The 21,767-nt window shown below is 56.7% G+C and carries 23 protein-coding genes and 4 pseudogenes; 15 read left to right on the top strand and 12 right to left on the bottom strand.

Going from position 1 to position 21,767, the window contains the following annotated elements; all coding sequences use genetic code 11:
- The first annotated feature begins 109 nt into the window (after positions 1–109).
- Complete coding sequence (locus tag ICA15_RS07820; protein WP_210552906.1) at positions 110–550, top strand: carboxymuconolactone decarboxylase family protein; 441 nt, start codon at positions 110–112, stop codon at positions 548–550.
- Positions 551–573: 23 nt separating this feature from the next.
- On the opposite strand, the gene ICA15_RS07815 is transcribed toward ICA15_RS07820, so the two are convergent.
- The 3 genes and pseudogenes from ICA15_RS07815 to gspH all read right to left on the bottom strand — a co-directional run bounded on the left by ICA15_RS07815 (position 574) and on the right by gspH (position 2,224).
- The gene (locus tag ICA15_RS07815; RefSeq protein ID WP_210553207.1) at positions 574–810 is read right to left on the bottom strand and encodes a hypothetical protein; all 237 of its coding nucleotides are present in this window, start codon (positions 808–810) and stop codon (positions 574–576) included.
- A 523-nt stretch (positions 811–1,333) separates the two neighbouring features.
- Positions 1,334–1,775 (bottom strand): annotated as a pseudogene (locus ICA15_RS07810) (prepilin-type N-terminal cleavage/methylation domain-containing protein).
- Positions 1,772–2,224 carry a type II secretion system minor pseudopilin GspH gene (gspH, locus tag ICA15_RS07805; RefSeq protein WP_210552905.1) on the bottom strand — a complete coding sequence of 151 codons (453 nt, stop codon included), beginning with the start codon at positions 2,222–2,224 and terminating at the stop codon, positions 1,772–1,774. The pseudogene ICA15_RS07810 and the gene gspH overlap by 4 nt, the downstream one beginning before the upstream one ends.
- 120 nt (positions 2,225–2,344) lie before the next feature.
- Between gspH and ICA15_RS07800 the strand changes: the two genes are divergently transcribed.
- On the top strand, positions 2,345–2,776 hold the full coding sequence (locus ICA15_RS07800; protein ID WP_210552904.1) for a type II secretion system protein N: 432 nt from the start codon (positions 2,345–2,347) through the stop codon (positions 2,774–2,776).
- 509 nt (positions 2,777–3,285) lie between these two features.
- The gene (locus ICA15_RS07795) at positions 3,286–4,269 is read left to right on the top strand and encodes an LLM class oxidoreductase (protein WP_041481072.1); all 984 of its coding nucleotides are present in this window, start codon (positions 3,286–3,288) and stop codon (positions 4,267–4,269) included.
- Between the two features lie 38 nt (positions 4,270–4,307).
- Here ICA15_RS07795 and ICA15_RS07790 read toward each other — a convergent pair.
- From ICA15_RS07790 to ICA15_RS07770, 5 genes and pseudogenes are all read right to left on the bottom strand, one after another.
- Positions 4,308–4,489 (bottom strand): annotated as a pseudogene (locus tag ICA15_RS07790) (potassium transporter); the annotation flags it as partial.
- 194 nt (positions 4,490–4,683) lie between these two features.
- Complete coding sequence (locus ICA15_RS07785) at positions 4,684–4,986, bottom strand: putative quinol monooxygenase (protein WP_210552903.1); 303 nt, start codon at positions 4,984–4,986, stop codon at positions 4,684–4,686.
- Positions 4,987–5,214: 228 nt separating this feature from the next.
- Positions 5,215–6,315, bottom strand: a complete 1,101-nt coding sequence (locus ICA15_RS07780) for a low temperature requirement protein A (RefSeq protein ID WP_210552902.1) — start codon at positions 6,313–6,315, stop codon at positions 5,215–5,217.
- Positions 6,316–6,412: 97 nt separating this feature from the next.
- Entirely contained in the window at positions 6,413–6,952 is a 540-nt protein-coding gene (locus tag ICA15_RS07775; protein WP_070086726.1) for a DsbA family protein, read from the bottom strand.
- Between the two features lie 11 nt (positions 6,953–6,963).
- Positions 6,964–7,506, bottom strand: a complete 543-nt coding sequence (locus ICA15_RS07770) for a redoxin domain-containing protein (protein WP_052392237.1) — start codon at positions 7,504–7,506, stop codon at positions 6,964–6,966.
- Positions 7,507–8,015: 509 nt separating this feature from the next.
- Here ICA15_RS07770 and ICA15_RS07765 point away from each other — a divergent pair.
- Positions 8,016–8,129 (top strand): annotated as a pseudogene (locus tag ICA15_RS07765) (FAD-dependent oxidoreductase); the annotation flags it as partial.
- Positions 8,130–8,394: 265 nt separating this feature from the next.
- Positions 8,395–8,880 (top strand): AAA family ATPase, encoded by a 486-nt coding sequence (locus ICA15_RS07760; RefSeq protein ID WP_210552901.1) that lies wholly within the window; start codon positions 8,395–8,397, stop codon positions 8,878–8,880.
- 110 nt (positions 8,881–8,990) lie between these two features.
- Here ICA15_RS07760 and ICA15_RS07755 read toward each other — a convergent pair whose 3' ends face one another.
- Positions 8,991–9,311, bottom strand: a complete 321-nt coding sequence (locus ICA15_RS07755) for an isochorismate lyase (protein WP_210552900.1) — start codon at positions 9,309–9,311, stop codon at positions 8,991–8,993.
- Positions 9,312–9,395: 84 nt separating this feature from the next.
- Positions 9,396–9,788 (bottom strand): hypothetical protein, encoded by a 393-nt coding sequence (locus ICA15_RS07750; RefSeq protein WP_210552899.1) that lies wholly within the window; start codon positions 9,786–9,788, stop codon positions 9,396–9,398.
- A 397-nt stretch (positions 9,789–10,185) separates the two neighbouring features.
- Here ICA15_RS07750 and ICA15_RS07745 point away from each other — a divergent pair, with 397 nt between their 5' ends.
- Positions 10,186–10,545, top strand: coding sequence for a DUF6124 family protein (locus ICA15_RS07745; RefSeq protein ID WP_210552898.1), 360 nt, complete (start codon positions 10,186–10,188; stop codon positions 10,543–10,545).
- A 359-nt stretch (positions 10,546–10,904) separates the two neighbouring features.
- Here ICA15_RS07745 and ICA15_RS07740 read toward each other — a convergent pair whose 3' ends face one another.
- Positions 10,905–11,387 carry a GNAT family N-acetyltransferase gene (locus ICA15_RS07740; RefSeq protein WP_210552897.1) on the bottom strand — a complete coding sequence of 161 codons (483 nt, stop codon included), beginning with the start codon at positions 11,385–11,387 and terminating at the stop codon, positions 10,905–10,907.
- A 543-nt stretch (positions 11,388–11,930) separates the two neighbouring features.
- Between ICA15_RS07740 and ICA15_RS07735 the strand changes: the two genes are divergently transcribed.
- Both ICA15_RS07735 and ICA15_RS07730 read left to right on the top strand, forming a co-directional pair.
- On the top strand, positions 11,931–12,290 hold the full coding sequence (locus tag ICA15_RS07735) for a DUF6124 family protein (RefSeq protein ID WP_210552896.1): 360 nt from the start codon (positions 11,931–11,933) through the stop codon (positions 12,288–12,290).
- 256 nt (positions 12,291–12,546) lie between these two features.
- A pseudogene (locus ICA15_RS07730) lies at positions 12,547–12,693 on the top strand (hypothetical protein); the annotation flags it as partial.
- A gap of 178 nt (positions 12,694–12,871) precedes the next feature.
- Here ICA15_RS07730 and ICA15_RS07725 read toward each other — a convergent pair.
- Complete coding sequence (locus ICA15_RS07725; protein ID WP_210552894.1) at positions 12,872–13,819, bottom strand: transporter; 948 nt, start codon at positions 13,817–13,819, stop codon at positions 12,872–12,874.
- 210 nt (positions 13,820–14,029) lie between these two features.
- Between ICA15_RS07725 and ICA15_RS07720 the strand changes: the two genes are divergently transcribed.
- The 7 genes from ICA15_RS07720 (at position 14,030) to ICA15_RS07690 (ending at position 21,672) form a co-directional block, all read left to right on the top strand.
- A complete protein-coding gene (locus tag ICA15_RS07720; RefSeq protein ID WP_210552893.1) occupies positions 14,030–15,070 on the top strand; it encodes an AraC family transcriptional regulator in 1,041 nt (346 codons plus the stop codon).
- A 156-nt stretch (positions 15,071–15,226) separates the two neighbouring features.
- Complete coding sequence (locus ICA15_RS07715) at positions 15,227–16,114, top strand: Dyp-type peroxidase (RefSeq protein WP_210552892.1); 888 nt, start codon at positions 15,227–15,229, stop codon at positions 16,112–16,114.
- 19 nt (positions 16,115–16,133) lie between these two features.
- A complete protein-coding gene (locus tag ICA15_RS07710) occupies positions 16,134–17,099 on the top strand; it encodes a Gfo/Idh/MocA family protein (RefSeq protein WP_210552891.1) in 966 nt (321 codons plus the stop codon).
- Between the two features lie 186 nt (positions 17,100–17,285).
- Positions 17,286–18,038, top strand: a complete 753-nt coding sequence (locus tag ICA15_RS07705) for a GntR family transcriptional regulator (RefSeq protein ID WP_042559452.1) — start codon at positions 17,286–17,288, stop codon at positions 18,036–18,038.
- Positions 18,035–19,765: a fumarate reductase/succinate dehydrogenase flavoprotein subunit gene (locus ICA15_RS07700; protein ID WP_210552890.1), complete on the top strand. Its 1,731-nt coding sequence runs from the start codon at positions 18,035–18,037 to the stop codon at positions 19,763–19,765. Before ICA15_RS07705 ends, ICA15_RS07700 begins: the two co-directional genes overlap by 4 nt.
- Positions 19,766–19,791: 26 nt before the next feature.
- Complete coding sequence (locus tag ICA15_RS07695; RefSeq protein ID WP_042559450.1) at positions 19,792–20,037, top strand: ferredoxin family protein; 246 nt, start codon at positions 19,792–19,794, stop codon at positions 20,035–20,037.
- Positions 20,038–20,247: 210 nt separating this feature from the next.
- On the top strand, positions 20,248–21,672 hold the full coding sequence (locus ICA15_RS07690) for an ABC transporter substrate-binding protein (RefSeq protein ID WP_210552889.1): 1,425 nt from the start codon (positions 20,248–20,250) through the stop codon (positions 21,670–21,672).
- The last annotated feature ends 95 nt before the right edge of the window (positions 21,673–21,767 follow it).

The following is a 21,767-nucleotide window of genomic DNA, read 5'->3' as shown; positions in this document are numbered from 1 at the left end:
ACAGGGGATTGTGTTCAAGTGGTGTAGCGGTTTTCCGTGGAATTGGGGCTGTAATGCATCGCTGTCGGCGTTTACGGTGAAGTCACTATTCCGTCTACCGAGAACAGCCATGTCCCCGCGCCTGGATTACTACAACGCTTCGCCCAAGGCGATGAAAGCGATGATTGCAATGGAGGCGCTGACCGCCAACCTCAGTATCGAGCAGCCGCTGCTGCAACTGATCCGGATCCGCGCTTCGCAGCTCAACGGCTGTGCGTTCTGCACCGACATGCATTCGGTAGACGCACGGCGAGCCGGGGAGAGTGATCGGCGGTTGTATGCGATTGCAGTTTGGCGCGATAGCGACTTCTTCAATCCCCGTGAACGCGCGGCGCTGGCGTGGGCCGAGGCAGTGACGCTGCTTGCCGAAAGCCATGTGCCGGATGACGTTTACCAGCAGGCACGCGAGCAATTCAACGAAGGCGAACTGGTCGACCTGACTATGGCCGTCACCACCATCAACAGCTGGAATCGGCTGGCAGTGAGCTTTCGCCAAACCCCAAGTGACTGAAGATCAAAAGATCGCAGCCTTCCCTAGTTCGGTGGGCGCTGCGGTTTCACCGACGTTCCAAACGTGTTGCCCATCTGCTGACTCAGGCAATCGGAATTCGGTGCCTTGTAGCCGCCGACCGTCACCTCCACGCAACCCAGCGGCTGCTCGGCGTGGGCACTGGCGAACACGCTCAGCAACAGCCCACCGAAGGTTTGATTGGGTACATATCCGTTGCTGCGGTAACGGCGGCCTAGGGTTCCGCCCTTACGGCGGGTCACTTTTTCCAGACGCCCGGAATGCCGGCCCAGAAAAAAGTAACCAAAAAGGCTTGCTCCAACGTCCGGCCCGCTCGCTGAGGCTCGGGGTTCCTTCGCTCCGGAATCCATCCGGGGCATCGATTCCGGTTTGCTTCGCTGCACCTCCTTTCGATGTCCTCCCCGGATGAATCCCTCCACTCAGCCTCCCGACGTCGCCCGTGGATCAAGATCAACAGCGGCAGCCGAGCTAACGCTCATCCTGTTGAGTGGGGTGGCTTTGCCGCTTGGGGTGTACGCAAATTTAAACTGTGGGAGCCAGGCTGCTGGCAATGACGCCCTTACAGCCAACAACCTTCCAGCAGATGCAACCAATCCCTGTGGGAGTTGGCTTGCCAACGATGACGGCCCGACAGCCGACCAATCTCTTCCGAATGCACCCGATCCCAATGTAGGAGCTGCCGAAGGCTGCGATCTTTTGATCCTGATCTTGAAAATCAAAGTCAAAAAAGATCGCAGCCTTCGGCAGCTCCTACACGGACCGTGTTCAATCCAACGGCCCAATCACCTGGCGATATTTCTCCACCACTTGCGGCGTCTCCCGCGTCAATCGAATCTCCAACCCCGCCGGATCTTCCCGCCGATTACCGCTGAGCTGCCGCCACCCCTTATCCACCTCCCAAACCCGCACCTGCGCATCGCTAACGTCGTTCAACACCGCCACCCCATTCCCAGGCACCGGCAACGGATACCGACTCCGCGCCTCAGCCACCGCCCGATACAACGTGCCGCCCTTAACCCACCAGCGAACCCGCTGCAAAGCCCCCGGCTGATCAGCCGCTGTACAAATGATGTCGAGCCGAAACCTGCAAATGACTGTCCGCCCGCGTCACACTGTCCAACCCCCGCCAGGCAATCAAACTCACCACCGCCATCAGCAGAATCGCGACCATCACCTCAATCAGGGTAAAACCTTGTTGGTTTTTCATTGCACACTGATCCGGCCGGCGCCGTCGCGCAGCACGCTGAGGCGATTGAAACCGTCGGACAAGGTCAGTTGCAGCGGCGGATTGATCCACTCGGCATTGAGCACAACTTTCTGTCTGGGCTCCACGCGCACCTCCATCTTCGGACTCTGCCAGGCACGAGGCCGCAATTGCGGGTCCTGCGCGAAATGATCAAACCCCTTGCCACTGTCACTGCGCCGACTAAACCGAAACCCCTTGGCATCACTCACCCACACAATCGGCCGCCCATCGGCGCGGGCCTCGGCCTTCGCCACTTGCAGCAACTGCGCCACACGCTCGGCATCCTTGCGCAGCAACTGCAACGGATCGGGCTTGATACTCAGGCTGATCGCCGCACTGGCGATACCGATGATCACCAGCACCACCATCAACTCGATCAGCGTAAAACCCTGTTGCTTGACCCCGTTCATCGATTGCGCGCTCCTTTGCGTCGGAAGTCATCGTGCACGGCCAACATGTAAGGCGCGTGAAATAAAACGGAGAGAATTGCCGCGTAGGCTGGCAGCAGGGATAAAAAGAAGATTCACCCCATGACCTTCACCGCACGCTTTTCCCCACCCCAAATGATCCAGGTACTCGCGCTGCTCGCAGTGCTGGTTGGCGTGGCGACATGGTCGTCGCTGCTGCTGACCTCCGCCGAATCACACACCCCGGCAGCGGCCCCGCAGTTGCTGGCGGCGCGCAGTGATAGCCCGGCGTTGCAGTGGTTTTCCAATCAAACGGCGCCGGTGGACATCAAGGTGAGCGGGGTGATGGCGGGGAGTCGGGGGGCGGTGGCGATACTGAGTTTGAATGGCGGGCCGCCGCGTAGTTTTTTGCAGGGGGAGAGGGTTGGGCCCGGGGTGAAGTTGGTGGCGGTGCAGCGGGATGGGGTGGTAATTGAGCAGGGTGGGGAGCGGGTGCGGTTGGGGGTGGAGAGGTTGGCGGAGGGGGTGGTGTTGCCTAGGTTAACGAGGCCATGATTTTTCGTGGGGTGGGGGGTAAGGCAGATGCTGCTGTTTTAGTTGTGACGTTGCATTTTGCATTGCCGGGAGTGCTTGGTTGCTGGGCCAGAGGAGGCCAGCCGTGAATGTCCTCTTTCGGCCAATAGCGGCCGTTCTGGAATGGCAGGAAACGACCGATAACTGCCTTCGATACGCGACTTTCGCCCGCCAGCGGCTCGATTGTAAGAATATGGCGGAGAGCTGCAAAACCGCCTACGCTTATAGAATAATTCCTCGAACGCCTTGCCCATCTGGTGGTATAGAGCCGAGAGATCTGACTTCCTTTGACCGTCCGCTTAACACCCACCCGGACCAACCCGCGCCTATCGCCAGCAACTGCCCCCTGAGTCCGGTCCACACGACCAGCAGTACGGCGCAACGGGTAAAAGCCAGACCCAGTCCCCCCACCTGCCGTTCAAAAGCGACCGATGCCGCAGCACCTCTGGAAACGGGGGCGCTGTTCACGTTCTGCCATGAGGTCAATCCGTATGTATCGGCCGAGCACGATTCCTTACCAGCAGCATCGAGGGTTCAGCCGAACCTTCACTCAGGGGCATTTGAGCCTTGGATTATTCTTTCCCATGGAGGCGTTCGACGGGGACACTCCGAGCATGCTCAACCAGGTCACACTGGCTAAACAAGCCGAGGCGCTGGGCTTCTGCGCGCTCTGGTTTCGCGACGTGCCGCTTCGCGACCCTGGCTTCGGCGATGTCGGCCAAGTCTTCGACCCCTGGGTTTACCTGGGTTATATGGCCGCCCATACCTCGGAGATTGCACTTGGCACCGCCTCCATCGCCATCCCGCTGCACCATCCCCTGCACACGGCCAAGGCGTCAGCCAGCGTCGATCAGTTGAGCACTGGTCGCTTGATTCTGGGGGTTGCTACGGGAGATCGGCCAGTGGAGTTTTCGGCGTTTGGCGTCGATCCCGAAAGGCGTGGAGAGATCTTTCGAGAACACTACGAAGTGATTCGCCGCGCCCACAGCACCAGTTTTGAGCCCATCCACTGGAGCACTGGTGAAATGCAAGGCGCAGACCTGATTCCGAAACCTACCACCCAATTCATTCCAATGCTCGTGACCGGCAACAGTCGCCAGTCACTGGATTGGATCGCGCGTGAGAGCAGCGGATGGATCAACTATCCACGCATTCCGAACATGCAGCGGCTGGTCGTGGAAGATTGGCGACTGGAGGTCACGAAACAATGTGGCTCTGTGTATAAGCCCTTTACTCAGTCGCTGTACATCGATCTCGATGAGAATCCGTCAACGCCACCCACACGTATCCATTTGGGGTTCAGACTTGGACGTTACCATCTACGATTTTTGCTGGAGTCGCTTGAGGAAATCGGCGTGGACCACGTCATTCTCAATCTCAAATACGGCAAGCGCCCTGCGGTGGAAGTTATTGAGGAATTGGGTACGCACATCGTTGCGCAGTTCGGAGTGCAGCCGCGTCAGGCAGCTCATTGAACATCGGTCACTGCTACGCCGACGAATGCTCACTTGACGAAACCATAAGGTGTCACGGCGCGGATGACCTCCGGTTCTATATCAATGATGGAGATCTTCGCGCCATGAGCGACCGGTGCTCGGCAAACAATCTACCCTACCCAGCCTAAACCCGTGATGAGCACGTTGCCTTGCAGATTCTGTGCGGCTCCACGCCGTCCATGGACACGATTTGCGCGCGTATCCTTTCACTTATACCGAGCGCGCGAGCATGGCATAAATCCTGGACACGGCACTTTAGCCATGACATTTATCTTCAATACAGGTGTTTTGATTGATCACCGCCCGGAATAGCAGCAGGACCAGGCTATCCTGATTTTCACATAATACATCGTGGGCCTCCCAGTACTGACTGGAGCTTCCTATTGGGTTTGCTTAGCCGGGTAGCTTGGCCGCAAGGACGTCAACCTTCTCGATTGATGGCGGTTCGGCAAATAGCTCGGCAGCGTTTGCCATAAGCGCCGCCGCGACCTTGCCCGAAAGATGAGCCTGCCGGCCCGCTTCATCCGGGAATGCGTCAAAGATGCCAAAGGTGGACGGCCCCAAGCGGATTCCAAACCAGGCTGTAGTGGCTGGCTCCTCCTCCACTAACGGAAGGCCGCTCAAAAGAAAGCTCTCTACATCCTTTTCTTTCCCGGGTTTTGCTTCCAGGCGAACGAACAACGCTACTTTGACCATGATGTGGCTCCTGTTGTTACGATGCGGCTGGCGCTATCAGATCGCGATAGCTAAGAGGGGCATCCGAGACTCTTAACTATGGTCGACGATACCAGGATTACAAACCCAAATAGACCAAGGGTAGCGGCGAGTAGCGCACGGGCAGTGAGAACGACGTAGTGAGCAACATGTAACCGCAAGTCAGCCACTTGCTCACTTGGTCCCACCCTCTGGTCTGATAATAATGATTCAACGATATCTGAAATTTAGAAAAACATAAGAGATCATGGTTGCTGTCAGGCCGACCAATATGTACTCGACGCGGGGTAAAAATACGACTAATCCGCCCAAAGAAAACACTATCAACGTGTTTTGCAGTATGTATTTCCTTATTCTACTCACGGCTATGAAATAGCCATATTGCTTACCTAGGAAAAACAAGGCCATGCCGGTGATCGACATAATCTGAAAATCGCGTATCGCAATGTCGTTCAGGATCGCATGCCTTATCAAATTTGCCAGAAGTGCCAGCCCCATAAAAAGAAAAAGGTGTGAGTAGATTAAGGCGTGCCCACTCATACTGCTTTGATGTTTGTTTAATAAGTAAAAACTATCAAAATAGATCCACCAGATACTGCAAATCATGATAAATCCGGTGATGGCCGCCATCACATTATAATAACCCCATTGAATGTTAGATAAGCCTCCGGAAAGGCTAATAATTGACTCCCCCAATAAGATTAGGGTGAGTAGGCCTATGCGCTCAACCAAGTGTTCCGTGTGTGCTGGCAACGGTTTTAGTTTAGTCCAGAAAAATACAGGAAACAGAATATCAAGAACAATCCCAATATAAGCAACAAGGTAACGCAAGGGCGGGTCAAAAATAACGGATGAAAGGCTAATAATTGCGCTAACTAATAGGGCGAAACCAAGCCTTGAGGAAAGTTCGCCGCGAGAATCGAGTTTACTAATGGATGAAATATACATAACACTGATGATCGCACGTATACCAAAATAGCAGGCAATAATAAGCGGGTAGTTCACTTCCAGGTCTTCCCCGATCCGTGCCGATAGCACAATGAGCAGGAGCATTATGAATAATGTTGCCAAACGGTGAAGATTGCTGTCTGTATCGAACCTGTTGGAGTAAATCGTGTGACTGGACCAGATCCACCACAACGGTACAAAAAGCAGTAAGAATGTCCATAATTGCTTATGTTCAAAGTGCCCGTCATGAACATGTCCGAGAGTGTGCGTAACCTGGCCTATCGTAACAACGAAAGTCAGGTCAAAAAACAACTCCAACCATGTGGCGTGTCGATTTTCTTCATAATACTTCAAAGATTTCATTAGTTGCCGGCTCCGTGTCCACCTCTGTATGTAAAAGGAAGCTAACGTTGGTTTTTCCTCGGCTCCGATGTGGGTGATGCCAAGCCGATTTGGCTCTCTAGCGATTTCGTCCACGCACTAACAAAAGCTCAATCATCTGACTCATCCCGATGAACTCTGGAACTCCGTCATAGCGAAGCCCGTCAATGTAAAACGCTGGGGTGCCATTCACGCCGCTGCGTACACCTCCATTGAAATCGGCTTGTATTTTGGGAATGTAAGTATCCTCTTGCATTGCAAGATCGAATTCCTCCCTGGAAAGGCCGTGTTTGAGAACGATGGCGCGATACAGCGGCAGGCCCAATCGATCCTGATTTTCGTACAATTCGTCGTGGGCCTCCCAGAAGAATCCTCGACTCCCGGCATACTCAGCGGTGACCGCTGCACCCAATGCATGGGGGTGAGCGGTGGTCAGAGGGAAGTTACGGAACACAAACAGCAAGTCATCGCGAAAATGCTGTTGCAGATTCTTGACCATCCAATAAGCTTCACCGCAATAGGGACATTCATAGTCGCCAAATTCGACCAAGGTGACCTTGGCATGCGCACTTCCCTGGCGATGGTCGTTGGCACTTACCGGGACTTTGAGAGTGGCCATCTAATCACCTGTTAATTTTTGGTTGGCGTGCTTTGTGGCGAATTCGCCAAAGCATCCAGCGCATCCAGAATACCGTCCGCACCAGGGTTGATTGCCATCGGGGAGACGTAGCTCCAGGCAACCACCCCGTCCTTGTCAATCACGAACAGCGCACGCTTACAAACCCCGAGCTGGGACTCGTACGCTCCATACCGTCGTGCCACAGCCCCTTTGGGCTCGAAATCGGCCAGCAGGCTGAAGTGAAAATTCCGATCTTTGGCAAAGGCCTGATGACACCAGGCGCTGTCAACCGAGATACCCAGTAGCGCCGCACCGTATTCTCTGAATGTGGGTAGCAACTGGTTGTACAAGGTCAGTTGGTCACCACACACCGAAGTCCAGTCAGCGGGATAAAACGCCAATATCACGGGATTTCCCTTTAGCTCACGCAGCGACAACTGTTGATCAGGGGTTGCGTGAAGAGTGAAGTCGGGCGCGACAGTGCCGGCCGGCAGCGGACCCTGAACCAGGTCGCCATTGGTTTTTTGTGCATCATCGAACTCTAAAGTATTCATTGCTTGAACCTTGATAGATGGGTGGTTGGGACGTGCTCAGTGGGATGCGACGTGCCCGGCGGGATAACTCCATCCACCATCAAGGGGTTCAAAAAAAGACAACGCTGCCTCGATCTCAGCCTGAGCCTGAGTGATTTCGGCAGCGAAACATTCACGTTCCGCATCAAGGAACACAAGAAGATCCGCCGTGTAATCGCGGAATTGGATTAGGCCAGGTTGGCAGGGGAATGGTCAGATTCGCTCTGGCTCACCAATGACTATAGTCGTTGATGACGCTTGCCGTAGTAGCTGAACGAATTTTCGGTACCCTCCAGTGCCAACAACACTTACGCGCTTATCTTGCTACCATTTCAGGCGGCGTTTTAACACGATGAATTTGTCAGCTATTTCGCCACTTCAGACAAATCTACATCTGCTTTCTGGACGACAACTGCAGCCCGTTACGACAAGCAGAAATCGACCAGAGGCAGACAATGAACCGCCTTCAGGTCGACAGAATGAAGGTTGATATGGGAAATGCTCTGGGCAAACGAGTCGTTGTCATTAGTGCCGGCATCGTGGCCGCTTCGCTGGCGTATCACCTGGCTGATAAAGGCGCGAATATCACCTTGGTTGAGGCTGAAGGTAATCAAAGATGCGGCTCGTGCAGCGATGGTGCTGTACCTAACGAATAGTCGAGATCGGTCTTCGGGAAGCTGAGCGGTAGCCTTTGCGAATATTGTCACTGACCGCTTTTGGCCGATAGCTGTCGCTCCTGACCGTCCACATTCGGCCAATACCGGACGTTCATGACGACCGCTTCCGCCCCAAAGGTGACAGTGGACGATCTGCGGTTGCTTCGACGCTTGTCAATGAGCAACATCAGTACTCGACAAGGAGACGTCCCCCATGACTGAACTAATGCTTCATTTGATGTCAGGCAAGATTGCATCCGGCAAATCGACGCTGGCCAAGTCCTTGGCATCTGAACGGTCGGCTATTCTAATGAGTGAGGATTATTGGCTCTCAAGGCTTTATCCTGACCAAATCCATTCAGTGGCCGATTACGTGCGGCTTGCACGTCAGATTCGGGCACTGGTGGGCCCGCTTGTCACCGATGTGCTGAAGGCTGGCGTGACTGTGATTTTGGATTTCCCGGCCAACACTCCAGAGGATCGGCAATGGTTATGCGGTCTGGCTGACGCAGCCGAAATTCCCCACTGTTTCCACTACATCGAAGTGGATGATGAGACCTGTCGGGGCCGGCTACATCAGCGCAATGGCCGCGCAGAGCATGAGTTTGCAGCAAGCGACGCTGAGTTCGATTTGATCACGAGCTACTTTCGTGCTCCGGATGCAGATGAGGGAATCCAGATTAAAATTCACCGCTTCTGAAGGGCAGTGATACCTGAGCAAATTATCTAAAAAGTCCGCTTTTGGCCGATTGCTGACTGTCATGACTGACCAAATCGACTCCTCACGGCAGACATCCTGGGCCACTGGTATCAAGTATCAGCTTGATGAGCAGCCCAGTGCTTCATCTCTTCTGCAATGAAGTGATTCACCAGGTCGCTGTACATTTTCTCGATTGCATCCGGATTTAGGCCCTCCGCCTCTGCCCACTCGCGTCGAGTTAATAGCATGGCCTTGAACCGCTCTGGCGCACGAACTGAAGTCGCCGAGGTCTTGAACTTCGAGGCCGCGAGTACGTAGTGAAAGCGTTTGCCCAACAGCCGAATGACAGCCTGATCAAGGGCATCGATCTCGCGCCGGATTTCCTCCATGCCTGCACACGCTTCGGGCTGCAAATTATTGATGACTTCCATGTAGGGAGACTCCGTTTGAAAAAAATTTTGGGACTTCACCATTCGGCTCTGACCGAAAGCAGCCACCTATAGCTTGGCTAAATCCTACTTGCAAACCTTCAATCGCGTTCCATCAGTGCCACTGCCTTCACTGGAGTTAAGCTCGCCGTTACGATCGATATGAATTTCCGTTGTCGGCCATTGGGGCGTAATGCTGATGCAACGGTTCAGGCCCTTCGCATTCCACCAGTCGAGACGCATGAAGAACTCATCGTCAGGAAAGATATGCCCTACATCACCTGTCGTCTTGCCGGGCAGCAGTTCACCGCGAACGATGGTGTGCCGTGTGTTCAAAACGTAACTAATTTTCTTGGTACCGTCTTTTGAGTAGTAAACGACAACTCGCGGTATAGCTATGTACCAGCACGCCACAGAACCAATGAGAAATAGCCCTATCCACCGGCCAAGACGTCGTGAGCGATTTGCACTTGCAGACATGTTTTTGAACCCCTGTACCCCAGTCAGCAATTGGCATTCCATAAACACCAACGTTTAAAAAGACATCTCCAGTCACTCTCTCAGGCTACGCATCCTTGCGCCTTTGCCTACAGCTACGCCAGAATCCGCCGGCTTGTGCGCTTTGGGGGCGGGTTTTATTGTGGTCCGGTCGCTGACGAATCAGCGATCGGGTTTGGTAGCCCGGCTTAGACTTGGCGCATAGCGTCGCCCGATACATGTCCTTTTGGGGCTGTGTATTTATGGTGGTCATGCGCAGGGCGTCTTCGGGCGCGCCGGTTTTCCAAGTCACCGGTCTACCAACCTTCGTATGGCCACCACCCCTTCGTTTGGTAGCGAAAAGATGATGGCTCCTTTTCTACGATTTGGAGATTCACTCATGATCAAACCAACACCCAACCCGCCCGAAACCGATCCGGTTTCCCCCTACGAATCCCTCGATTCAAAAAAACTCAACGAAGCCGCCGACCGCGCGCTCGACCATTACCTTTGTCCGCCCGGCTCCACGCCGCCGCCACGTAAAACCCGTGGGATGTATGCCGTGACTGCGGACAACAAAAACGAAGAACTGCTGATCGATGCCAGTGAAACACTCGCTTCGGCGCAAACCATCGCGCAGAACGTCGCCAGTCTGTTGCCGGCGTCGCAGCGTCGGGCGTTGTTGGGGATTGCGCAGTTGATCATGCTCGGGGAGTTGGCGGTGAATCGGGCTTTGGATAATTTGCAGTTGCCGGGGTGATGCGGGTGTCGGGATCACCTAGTGATTGATTGGGTGTCCGTTCTGGCGCCTTCGCGGGCAAGCCCGCTCCCACAGGGTTTTGGGTTGGTCAGGGATGTTGTGTCCGGCTGTGAAATCTTTGGGAGCTGGGCTGGCAGTGATGGTGATGGCATATGCGCTGTTTCTGCTGCCTGAGATATTTTTATGGGAGCTGCCGAAGGCTGCGATCTTTTGAACCTGAAAAACAAGATCAAAAGATCGCAGCCTTCGGCAGCTCCTACAGGAGGCAAAGGTGCGAATGAGATTACCGACCTACTGCCGCACAGGTGGATGCCCATCTAACTGTGCAACCTCTGACGGGGCAAGGTATCAATATCTGCCTAGTCGCCCAAATTAACGGCATTACCGTTAGTCCGGACATAATAATTATCGTATTCACCGCTTTCGACGAACACGAAGCCATGGCGAGTGTAAAAACGATTTGAAGCGCTTTCCTTGAGAGCACCCACCTTGATGGGGCGCCCGATCTCATCAGCCTCTGTGAAAATCCGAGTAAGAACTTCAGAGCCGATTCCTGCTCCTTGAGCACTGGGTATCACATACAAGTGGTCAAGCAGAAGCTCGCTCTGATGGTCTTTGATTACGACAAAACCGACCAGCTCACCTGATACTTCTATGCGGCGTGTGCTGTTAGCGTCGAACCCACCAAGAAATCGTTCGCGCGCACGATCCGGGTTAAATCGTCCAAGCCGTTCAAGGCTCTCGCGCATAGCCTCAATCCTGATGGATACCAGATCTTCCAGGTCGTTATTGGAAGCTGCGCATAAAACGACAGCGGAGTTTTGATCAGTGGAGGCTGGCATAACAAGCACCCTAAACATGGCCGGGCAGTCATTATAGAGAACAGAATCCGCATAACCGCTACTGCCTCGGTTCAATGGAGGCGATGGCTCCATATCAGCTTCAGGGGGATGTGTGCGCCGGACGCTTACGTCTGTTGGGGCAAGGGGACGGATCTGTTGTGGGATCCGAGACGCATTGAGGATTCCGATAAACGCCAGTGTTTAAAAAGACATCTCCACACACTCTCTCAGGCTACATATCCTTGCGCCTTTGCCTACAGCTACGCCAGAATCCGCCGGCTTGTGCGCCTTGGGGGCGGGTTCTATTGTGGTGCGGTCGCTGATGACTCAGCGATCGGGTTTAGCGACTCGACTTATAAATAGGTGCATCAGCGTTCCATGCTTTGTCGCAGATTCAATGTCTGCGACTCCGCTATGGTGGCTGTATGCGGGAGACCCTTGGGTCTGCCGGGTGCCTATAACCGGTTCGCTAACCTGCGTACAGCCGCCACCTTTCTGTTTAGCGACAGTCATTGGCGGCTCCACCCTAATAGGAGCTTCACCATGATCAAACCAACACCCAACCCGCCCGAAACCGATTCGGTTTCCCCCTACCAATCCCTCGACTCAAAAAAACTCCACGAAGCCGCTGACCGCGCCCTCGACCATTACCTCTGCCCACCCGGTTCCACGCCGCCTCCACGTAAAACCCGTGGAATGTATGCCGTCACCGCCGACAACAAAAACGAAGAACTGCTGATCGATGCCAGTGAAACACTCGCTTCGGCGCAAACCATCGCGCAGAACGTCGCCAGTCTGTTGCCGGCGTCGCAGCGTCGGGCGTTGTTGGGGATTGCGCAGTTGATCATGCTCGGGGAGTTGGCGGTGAATCGGGCTTTGGATAATTTGCAGTTGTCGGGGTGATGCGCGTATCGGAATCACCTGGTGATTGATTGGGTGTCTGTTCTGACGCGTTCGCGAGCAGGCTCGCTCCCACCTTTGAGCGCGTTGCAAGGTGGGAGTGCGCTGGCTCTTCAGCCGCGATAAATACCGAAACGATGTACGCGTTTCTGTACCCGGGAGTGGCGGGGTGCTTTCTTTGCGTCAGTCGACTGCCAGGTTGTCCCGAGCCCACTGTTCAGCCGTAGTGACCTGAATCGACGGCTGTTCGTTGAAAGTCCTCGCGCCATCCCGCGATGGCGCCAGTCGTGCTGCGGCCCCGGGCTACAACCCGAACAGTCCGGTGCAAGTGCTGGGCGACGGGGCGCTGGATGAACAGGCGAAACAGCAGCTGACCGAGGAGGAGCGTGGGCAACTGGCGCTGTAACAGACTCTCGTGCAGTACGTTTGGCCGCCCTTTTTTTGTGTGAAAAATACTTTCTGAACGGACCACAACCCCTTGTAGGAGTGAGCCTGCTCGCGATAGTGGCGTGTCAGTTGCTGATGTGTTGTCTGACACACCGCTATCGCGAGCAGGCTCACTCCTACAAGGGATTGCGCGGGGCTCAGAACGCGTAGGGAATGCTGATTTTGGCCCAGAGCATTTCCCCCTCGGGGCGGTTCTCGACATCGAATTCCTTGGCCCAGCGAATCTCCGCGCTGGCGTATTTGAGGAAGGTGAAGTGCAGCGCCGGGCCAATTGCGAACACCTCGCCGCGCACCCCGTCGTCCACGTCTTGCCCGGCGAACTGCACGGTGTGGCCAAACTGTTTGTCGTCGGTGGTCTGCTTGAGGTAGTAGCCGTTGAGGCCGAGCATCAGGTCGTCGGTGAGCTTGTAGCTGGCCGAGTAGTCGAAGTGGAAAATCTGCCCGGACTTGTAGTCGGTGTCCTTGTTTTTCTCGTTGAAGCTGTAGGTGGTCTTCATCGAGACTTCGGTGCGCTCAGTCGGCAACCAGGTGAATGAGAACAGCGGCTTGTAGGTGTAGAAATTGTTGCTGGTGTTGGCCAGCCGGTCGACGCTGTATTCGCCGGTCGGTACGGTGATTTCCAGCGCGGCGCCAAGGGTCAGGTCCTTGCCCATGTCCCACAGGATGATCGGCGCGACGGTGGTATCGCCCATGCCTTCGCGGGTGTCGCTCAAGCCGAACACTGACACTTCCTGCTTCAGCCACGGTTGGGCGATGTAACCGGCCAGGCGTCCGCCAAAGATCCGCACCGGACTCAAGTAATCGAGGCGCGGAATCACCGCCGTCGACTCGATTTCGACATCCGGCACCTTGCCGCCCAACGAGCTGATATTGAGCTTTCTGGCCTTGTAATGGTTGTAGTAGAGGTTGAACGCGACCATGTTTTCCGGAAGGCTGTCGACCTCCATCGGCAGCATGAAGAAGCCGTCGGTGCCGGTTCCGATATTGTCGACGCCGGCCTCGGTGGCCAGGGCTGGAAGAGTCGCGGTGCAGCCCAGCAAAATCAGGGCCAGACGCAGGGGCAATGTCGCGCGGTTCGGGTGCATATCCGTCCTCATTATTATTGTGTTGGAGCGCAACGCGGGCACGCAGGTCGCCCGGCACGATAGAAATAAGCGCTCTGCGCCAGACGGGGCAGGGTATTGGCGGACAGTTAGGGGGACTTCTGCGGACAGTCGACAAACCCTGTGCTAACTTCCTTCGACATAACCGGTAACAAAAATAACAATCAAGCATGATCCGGAATGTCAGCCCACATGAACGTAAAAGTCCAAGACCCGACCTTTGAACTGGCGCTGGTGTCGCCATTTCTCCTGCAAACCCTCGCTGAAGTCGCGCAGAACAAAGGCGTCGAGCCCGAGAGCCTGTGCCGTGGCCTGGGTTTTACGCTTGAAGATCTGCAGGACCCGACGCAGCGGATTTCCTATCGTCAGGCCGTGGCGATGATTCAACGCGCGCTCAAAGTCCTGCCGAACCAAGGGTTGGGCTTGTGGGTCGGCGCCCAGAACGTACTTGGCACACTGGGGTTGCTCGGGCACGTGCTTTCACTGTGCAAAACCTTGCGCGATGCGTTTGCCGTGGGGATTCGCCATCAACACACCTCGGGCGGGATTGTGGTTTCCAGCGTCGATGTGGTCGGTGATCAGGTGCATCTCGATGCCGAATGTCGCCTGCCGTTTGCCGATGTGCAGGTGTTCGCAGTCGAGGAGTTTTTCGCCAGTTTGCTGGTGTACGGCCGCGCACTGGCCGGCGCCGATTTCAAACCGATCGCTGTGGAATTCGTGCATGCGGCGCCGGATTACCTCAGTGAATATAAGCGTCTGCTTGGGCCGCAAGTGCGCTTTGGATGCCTGCACAATCGCATGCTGATTGATGTGCAATGGCTGGACGTCAGCCTGCCCAATCATCATTCACTGGCGTTGCGTCAGGCTGTCGCGTTGCTGGAGCTGGAAGCGGCGCAGGTGCACCAGAAAATCGACCTGATTCAAGCCGTGGAGCGTGCGATAGCCCGCGACCTGAGCCGGGGCAGTCATATCGAAAAGATTGCCGGCGACCTGAACATGAGCAGCCGCACATTGCGCCGGCGCCTGACCGAGCATGCACTGACCTTTGAAGCGTTGCTGGAACAAGTGCGGCAGGCGCGGACGATGAGTCTGCTGGCCAATCCGGACATGCCGATCGAGCGGATCACCGAAGAGGTCGGCTACAGCGATGTGCGCAGCTTTCGCCGGGCGTTCAAGCGCTGGACGGGGCTGAGCCCGAGTGCGTGGCGCGTCGAGACCACCATGACGCTTTAGAAGATCAAAAGATCGTCCGATCGCGGCCCGAGCCTTCGGCAGCTCCTACACGAATCCCTGTAGGAGCTGCCGAAGGCTGCGATCTTTAGATCTTGCTTCAACCACACAAACTGTCTGGCTACAGGTAAACTCCGCGCACTTTTTCAAGGAGTTCACATGAGTCACTACCAGCCGGGCATTCTCGCCACCCCTGTTCCGTTGCAAGCACGTCATCTGTTTTTCGCTCTGGCGTCGGTTGAAGCCTTGCCGCAGGCGATCGATAACCTGCTTAGCCTGGTGGATGGCAAGTCGGCGGTGGTCGGTTTTGGTGAGTCCCTGACCAAGGCCCTCAACGTGGAAATCGCCGGTCTGCGCAGCTTCCCGGCCATGAGCGGCGTGGGCGTGAACAACCCGTCCACCCAGCATGCGCTGTGGGTCTGGCTGCACGGCGTTGACCGTGGTGATCTGCTCAATCGCTGCAACGCCGTCGAAGCGGCGCTGGCCCCGGCCTTGCGTCTGGTAGAAATGCAGGAAGCCTTCCGCCACAAGGAAGGTCACGACCTGACCGGCTACGAAGACGGCACCGAAAACCCTCATGACGAAGCCGCTGTTGCTGCCGCGTTGCAGAGCGAAGGCGCTGACGGTCTGGTCGGTGGCAGTTTCGCCGCGATCCAGCAGTGGCAGCACGACCTCAAGGGTTTCCACAAACTGTCTGCCGACGACAAAGACAACATCATGGGTCGTCGCTTGAGCGATAACGAAGAGATCGACGACGCGCCGGTGTCCGCTCACGTCAAACGCACCGCGCAGGAAAGCTTTGCGCCTGAAGCGTTCGTAGTGCGTCGCTCGATGCCGTGGATCGAAGGTGATCGCGCTGGGCTGATGTTCCTCGCGTTCGGTTTCTCGCTGGATGCCTTCGAAGCGCAATTGCGGCGCATGAGCGGTCTGGAAGATGGCATCGCCGATGGCTTGTACCGCATCAGCCGGCCGATCACCGGCGGCTATTACTGGTGCCCGCCGCTCAAGGACGGTCATCTTGATCTGCGCGCCTTGCGCATCGGCTGATTCTGCAAAAGGACTAAAGATGAACGTGGTGCGCTGGGGCATGATCGGTTGCGGCAGTGTCGCGGTACGCAAAAGCGGGCCGGCCTTCTACAAGGCGCCCGGTTCCGCGCTGGTGGCGGTGATGGGTCGACGCCTTGAAGCCGTCAGTGATTACGCAGCGCGCCACGGTATCGCTCGGGTTTACACCGACGTCGATGCACTCATCAACGATCCCGAGGTGGACGCGGTGTACATCGCCACGCCGCCCGACAGCCACCACGCCTACAGCCTGAAAGTCGCCGCCGCCGGCAAACATTGCTGCGTGGAAAAGCCCATGGCACTCAACGCCGGGCAAAGCCGCGAGATGCAGCAGGCGTTTGCCGACGCCGGTTTGCATCTGTTCGTTTCCTACTATCGCCGTTCGTTGCCGCGCTTTGCGCAGGTGCGGCAATGGCTCGAACAGGGGCGGATCGGCGAAGTGCGGCATTTGAGCTGGACGCTGACCAAGGCACCGTCGCCGGCCGATCTGGATGGCCGTGACAACTGGCGCACCCACCCGGCGGTGGCGGGTGGCGGTTACTTCGCAGATTTGGCCAGCCACGGTTTTGACCTGTTCCAGTATCTGCTCGGCGACATTGTCGAGGTCGCCGGTTTCACCGCGCAGCAGGCCGGGTTGTATGCGGCGGAAGATGCGGTCAGCGCCAGTTGGCGCTTTGCTTGCGGGGCGCTGGGCATGGGCTGTTGGAGTTTTGTTGCCGACCGGCGCGAGGATCGGGTCGAGATCATCGGCAGCCTCGGTCGGATCAGCTTTTCAGTGTTTGATGAGCATCCGGTCGAGCTGCATGCCGATGAGCAGATCAGCCTGGACATTGCCCATCACGAACACATTCAGTGGCATCACGTGCTGGGCATGAATGCGCATATTCGTGGTGAATCAGAGCATCCTGCCGTCGCCGAGCAGGCCCTCAAGACCGACTGGGTCATGGACCAGATCCTCAAGCGCTAAGATCAAAAGATCGCAGCCTTCGGCAGCTCCTACATGGGAATGCATTTCAAACTGTAGGAGCTGCCGAAGGCTGCGATCTTTTGATCCTGAAACCTGCATCTAAGGTTATGCCCATTCGGTATTTCTCAACCTTGTCATAACGTCTCTAAGATCACGTCATAACTCGTTATAACAAGTGATCCCGTGATGACCGATAACGTTCTCTCTCTATCAAGTGTCCCGCTGCACACCCAACTGCGCGACGTCCTGCGCGCCCGCATCCTCGACGGCGAATACCCGCAAGACAGCCAGATGCCCTCCGAAAGCGAGCTCGGTGCGCTGTTCAAAGTCAGCCGCATCACCGTGCGCCAGGCACTGGGCGATCTGCAAAAGGAAGGGCTGATCTTCAAGATCCACGGCAAAGGCACTTTCGTCGCCAAGCCGAAAACCTTTCAGAACGTCAGCAGCCTGCAAGGCCTCGCCGAATCCATGACCGGGCGTGGCTACGAGGTGATCAACCGCCTGCGCAGCTTCAAATTCATCCCGGCGGACAAGCGTGTCGCCGAGCGTTTGCAGGTCGCCGAGGGCGAAACCGTGGCGCAGATCAAACGTGTACGGCTGATCAATCGCGAGCCGATCTCGCTGGAAATCACCTACCTGCCCAAAGCCATCGGCGAACGGCTGGAGAAGGCTGATCTGGTCACACGCGACATCTTTCTGATTCTCGAAAACGACTGCGGAATCGCCCTCGGCCACGCCGACCTGGCCATCGACGCGGTGCTTGCCGACAGCGACCTGACACAGGCACTCAACGTCGAAGCCGGCTCGCCGATCATGCGCATCGAGCGCCTGACTCACGACGCGCAGGGCCAGCCGCTGGACTTCGAACACCTTTACTACCGTGGCGATGCGTTCCAGTACCGCCTGCGGATCGACCGGCAAAAAGGGGAGCAGGCATGACACGCAGCACGCTTGAGCAGGAATACGACATCGTCGTGATTGGCGGCGGCACGGCCGGCCCGATGGCGGCAATCAAGGCCAAAGAGAAGAACCGCGATCTGCGCGTGTTGCTGGTCGACAAGGCCAACGTCAAACGCAGCGGCGCTATCAGCATGGGTATGGACGGCCTGAACAACGCGATCATCCCCGGCCACTCGACGCCTGAGCAATACACCAAGGAAATCACCATCGCCAATGACGGCATCGTCAATCAGGCAGCGGTGTACGCCTACGCGACGCACAGCTTCGAAACCATCGAACAGCTTGACCGCTGGGGCGTGAAATTCGAGAAGGACGAAACCGGCGATTACGCGGTGAAAAAAGTCCACCACATGGGTGCCTATGTGTTGCCGATGCCGGAAGGGCACGACATCAAAAAGGTTCTGTATCGCCAGTTGAAGCGCGCGCGAGTGAGCATCACCAATCGGCTGGTCTGCACGCGGTTGCTGACCGACGAGGAAGGTGCGGTCAACGGCTTGATGGGCTTCGATTGCCGCACCGCCGACTTCCATGTGATCAAGGCCAAGGCTGTAATCCTCGCGTGTGGCGCTGCTGGTCGCCTGGGTCTGCCGTCCTCCGGTTACTTGATGGGCACCTACGAAAACCCGACCAACGCTGGCGACGGTTACGCGATGGCCTATCACGCCGGGGCCGAACTGGCGAATCTGGAATGCTTCCAGATCAACCCGCTGATCAAGGATTACAACGGTCCGGCTTGCGCCTACGTGACCGGCCCGTTGGGCGGCTACACCGCGAACAACAAGGGCGAACGCTTCATCGAATGCGACTACTGGAGCGGGCAGATGATGTGGGAGTTCCACCAGGAACTGGAAAGCGGCAACGGCCCGGTGTTCCTCAAACTCGATCACCTGGCCGAGGAAACCATCCAGAACATCGAAGAGATTTTGCACAGCAACGAACGCCCTAGTCGCGGTCAGTTCCACGCCAACCGTGGCACCGACTACCGCACGCAAATGGTCGAGATGCACATCTCCGAGATCGGTTTTTGCAGCGGCCATTCGGCGTCCGGCGTGTGGGTCAACGAGCGTGCCGAAACCTCTGTGAAAGGCTTGTATTCCGCCGGGGACATGGCAGCGGTGCCGCACAACTACATGCTTGGCGCGTTCACCTACGGCTGGTTTGCCGGGCACAACGCGGCCGATTTTGTTGCCGGGCGCGAGTTCTCTGCGCTGGATACCGGGCAGATCGAGAAAGAGAAAGCACGGGTCTACGCTCCGCTGGATCGCGAACACGGTCTGCCGCCGGCTCAGGTCGAATACAAGCTGCGGCGCTTCGTCAACGACTACCTGCAACCGCCGAAAGTGACCAAAAAAATGCAGATCGGCTTGCAGCGCTTCAGCGACATCGAGCGTGATCTCGATCAGATGAAGGCCAACAACGCCCATGAACTGATGCGCGCGATGGAAACCAGCGTGATCCGCGACTGCGCCGAAATGGCTGCCCGCGCCTCGTTGTTCCGCGCCGAGAGTCGCTGGGGTTTGTACCACTATCGGGTCGATCACCCGCAGCGCAATGACGCTGACTGGTTCTGCCATTGCCACCTGAAGAAGGGCGATGACGGTCAGATGACCAGTTTCAAGAAAGCCGTCGAGCCCTACATCATCCCGCTCGATGCCGAGGAAATGCAGGCTTACGACCGCTTGCGGGTTGGCGCCTTTGCCGCGTGATGCATCATTAAAAGAGAGCCCGAACCATGGCCTATCAAGCTCAGGAAATCTTCTTCCGCTCCAATGCCCCCGTCACCGTGGACGAGGACAAATGCATCGCCGACAAGGGCTGCACCGTGTGTGTCGATGTCTGTCCGATGGACTTGCTGGCGATCAACCCGGCCACGCAAAAGGCTTACATGGCGTTCGATGAATGCTGGTATTGCATGCCGTGTGAAAAGGATTGCCCGACGGGTGCGGTGAAAGTCGATATCCCCTATCTCCTGCGTTGAAACGCTTTCCCCTGTAGGAGTGAGCCTGCTCGCGATAGCGGTGTGTCAGACAACACATCAATGACTGACCCACCGCTATCGCGAGCAGGCTCACTCCTACATTGGATTTGTGACAAGCCAAAGCCATCCGGTGAACCCCGGACGCTGAATTGCAAAACACCCCTCGTTTCCCACCGCGCCCTGATCGCGGCGGAGACGAACATCCTATAAATGATTCGAGGGGAAACACTCATGTTGCGTGCAGCACTCGCCGGTCTGGTACTGGCTTCGTTCACCCTGTCGGCCTCGGCCGAAACCATCCGCATCGCCATCGGCACCCAAGACACCACCATCAACTGTGCCGCTGGTGGGTTGTTGATTCGCGAGCTCGGTTTGCTCGAAAAATACCTGCCCCACGACGGCGTCTACAAGGACGCCAAATACGACGTGCAATGGAAAAACTTCACCAGCGGCGCGCCGCTGACCAACGAGATGGTCGCGGGCAAACTCGACTTCGGCGCCATGGCCGATTTCCCCGGCGCGTTCAACGGTGTGGCGTTTGAGACGGCCGGCAAACACAGCCTGTTCATCAGCGTGCTGTCGGGCAGCATCAAGGGTAGCGGCAACGGTATCGTTGTGCCGAGCGCGTCCGGCGTGCAGTCGCTGAGCGAACTCAAGGGCAAGACCATTTCGGTTCCGTTCGCTTCGACGGCCCACGGCATGTTATTGCGTGCGGTGGCGGAACAGGGCTGGGATCCGCTCAAGGATGTGAACATCATCGCCCAGCCGCCGGAAGTCGCCGGCTCCGCGTTGCAGGCCGGCAAGATCGACGCCCACGCCGATTTCGTGCCGTTTGCCGAGTTGTTCCCCAGCCGTGGTTTCGCTCGCAAGATCTACGACGGCGCCCAGGCCAATGCGCCGACCTTCCACGGTGCGCTGGTGGATCAGGCCTACGCGAAAAAACACCCGGAGATCGTCGTCGCTTACCTGCGCGCGAGCATCGAGGCCAATCAACTGCTGGCCGCCGAACCGGAGAAGTACAGCGAACTGATCGCCAAAGTCACCGGCGTCGATGCCGAGGTCAATTACCTGTTCCACGGCCCGCTCGGCGTGCAGACCCGCGACCTGAGCTGGAAGCCGGAATATCGCCAGGCGGTGGGTACGGCCATTGATACCTTGAAGCTCCTGAAGAAGGCCGATCGTGGTCTCGATTTGAACACCTTCATCGACGATCAATACATCCGTGCGGCGTTCAAGGCCTCCCATCTTGATTACACCGCGCAGTTGGCCAACTACGCGCAGACGCCGCTGAAGAATGTGGATGCGGTCAGCGGCAAGGCCATCACTGACTTCAGCCATGTCGCCGAAATCTGGGTGCGTGGCGAAAACAAGGTGCGCCAGTACGCCTCCGCCGAATCTGCCTTCACCGCGTTGGCCGGATTGAAGCAGGACGGCAAAACCATTCGTGCGGTGTATGCGCAGGCGAGTGACAGCGGGATCAAGTTGCTGGCCGATCAGGCGTGGTTTGCCAGCGATGCCAAGGGCCGTTTGAGCGCGTTTCTGCTCAAGGGGCAGGCGCAGCAATTTGCAGCGGCGCAGGGCGGCAAGGTTTTCGATTTCACCGACGCCACGACCCAGGCCGTAGCGGCCCGTTAACAGCACAACACCGCTTCCCTGTAGGAGCTGCCGAAGGCTCGGGCCGCGATCGGACGATCTTTTGATCTTGATTCGAAAAAAAGGTCAAAAGATCG

It is taken from the genome of Pseudomonas sp. P116, assembly GCF_020149425.1.
In the GTDB taxonomy this organism is placed as follows: Bacteria; Pseudomonadota; Gammaproteobacteria; order Pseudomonadales; family Pseudomonadaceae; genus Aquipseudomonas; species Aquipseudomonas anatoliensis.
This window is presented reverse-complemented; position numbering and strand designations above follow the sequence as displayed.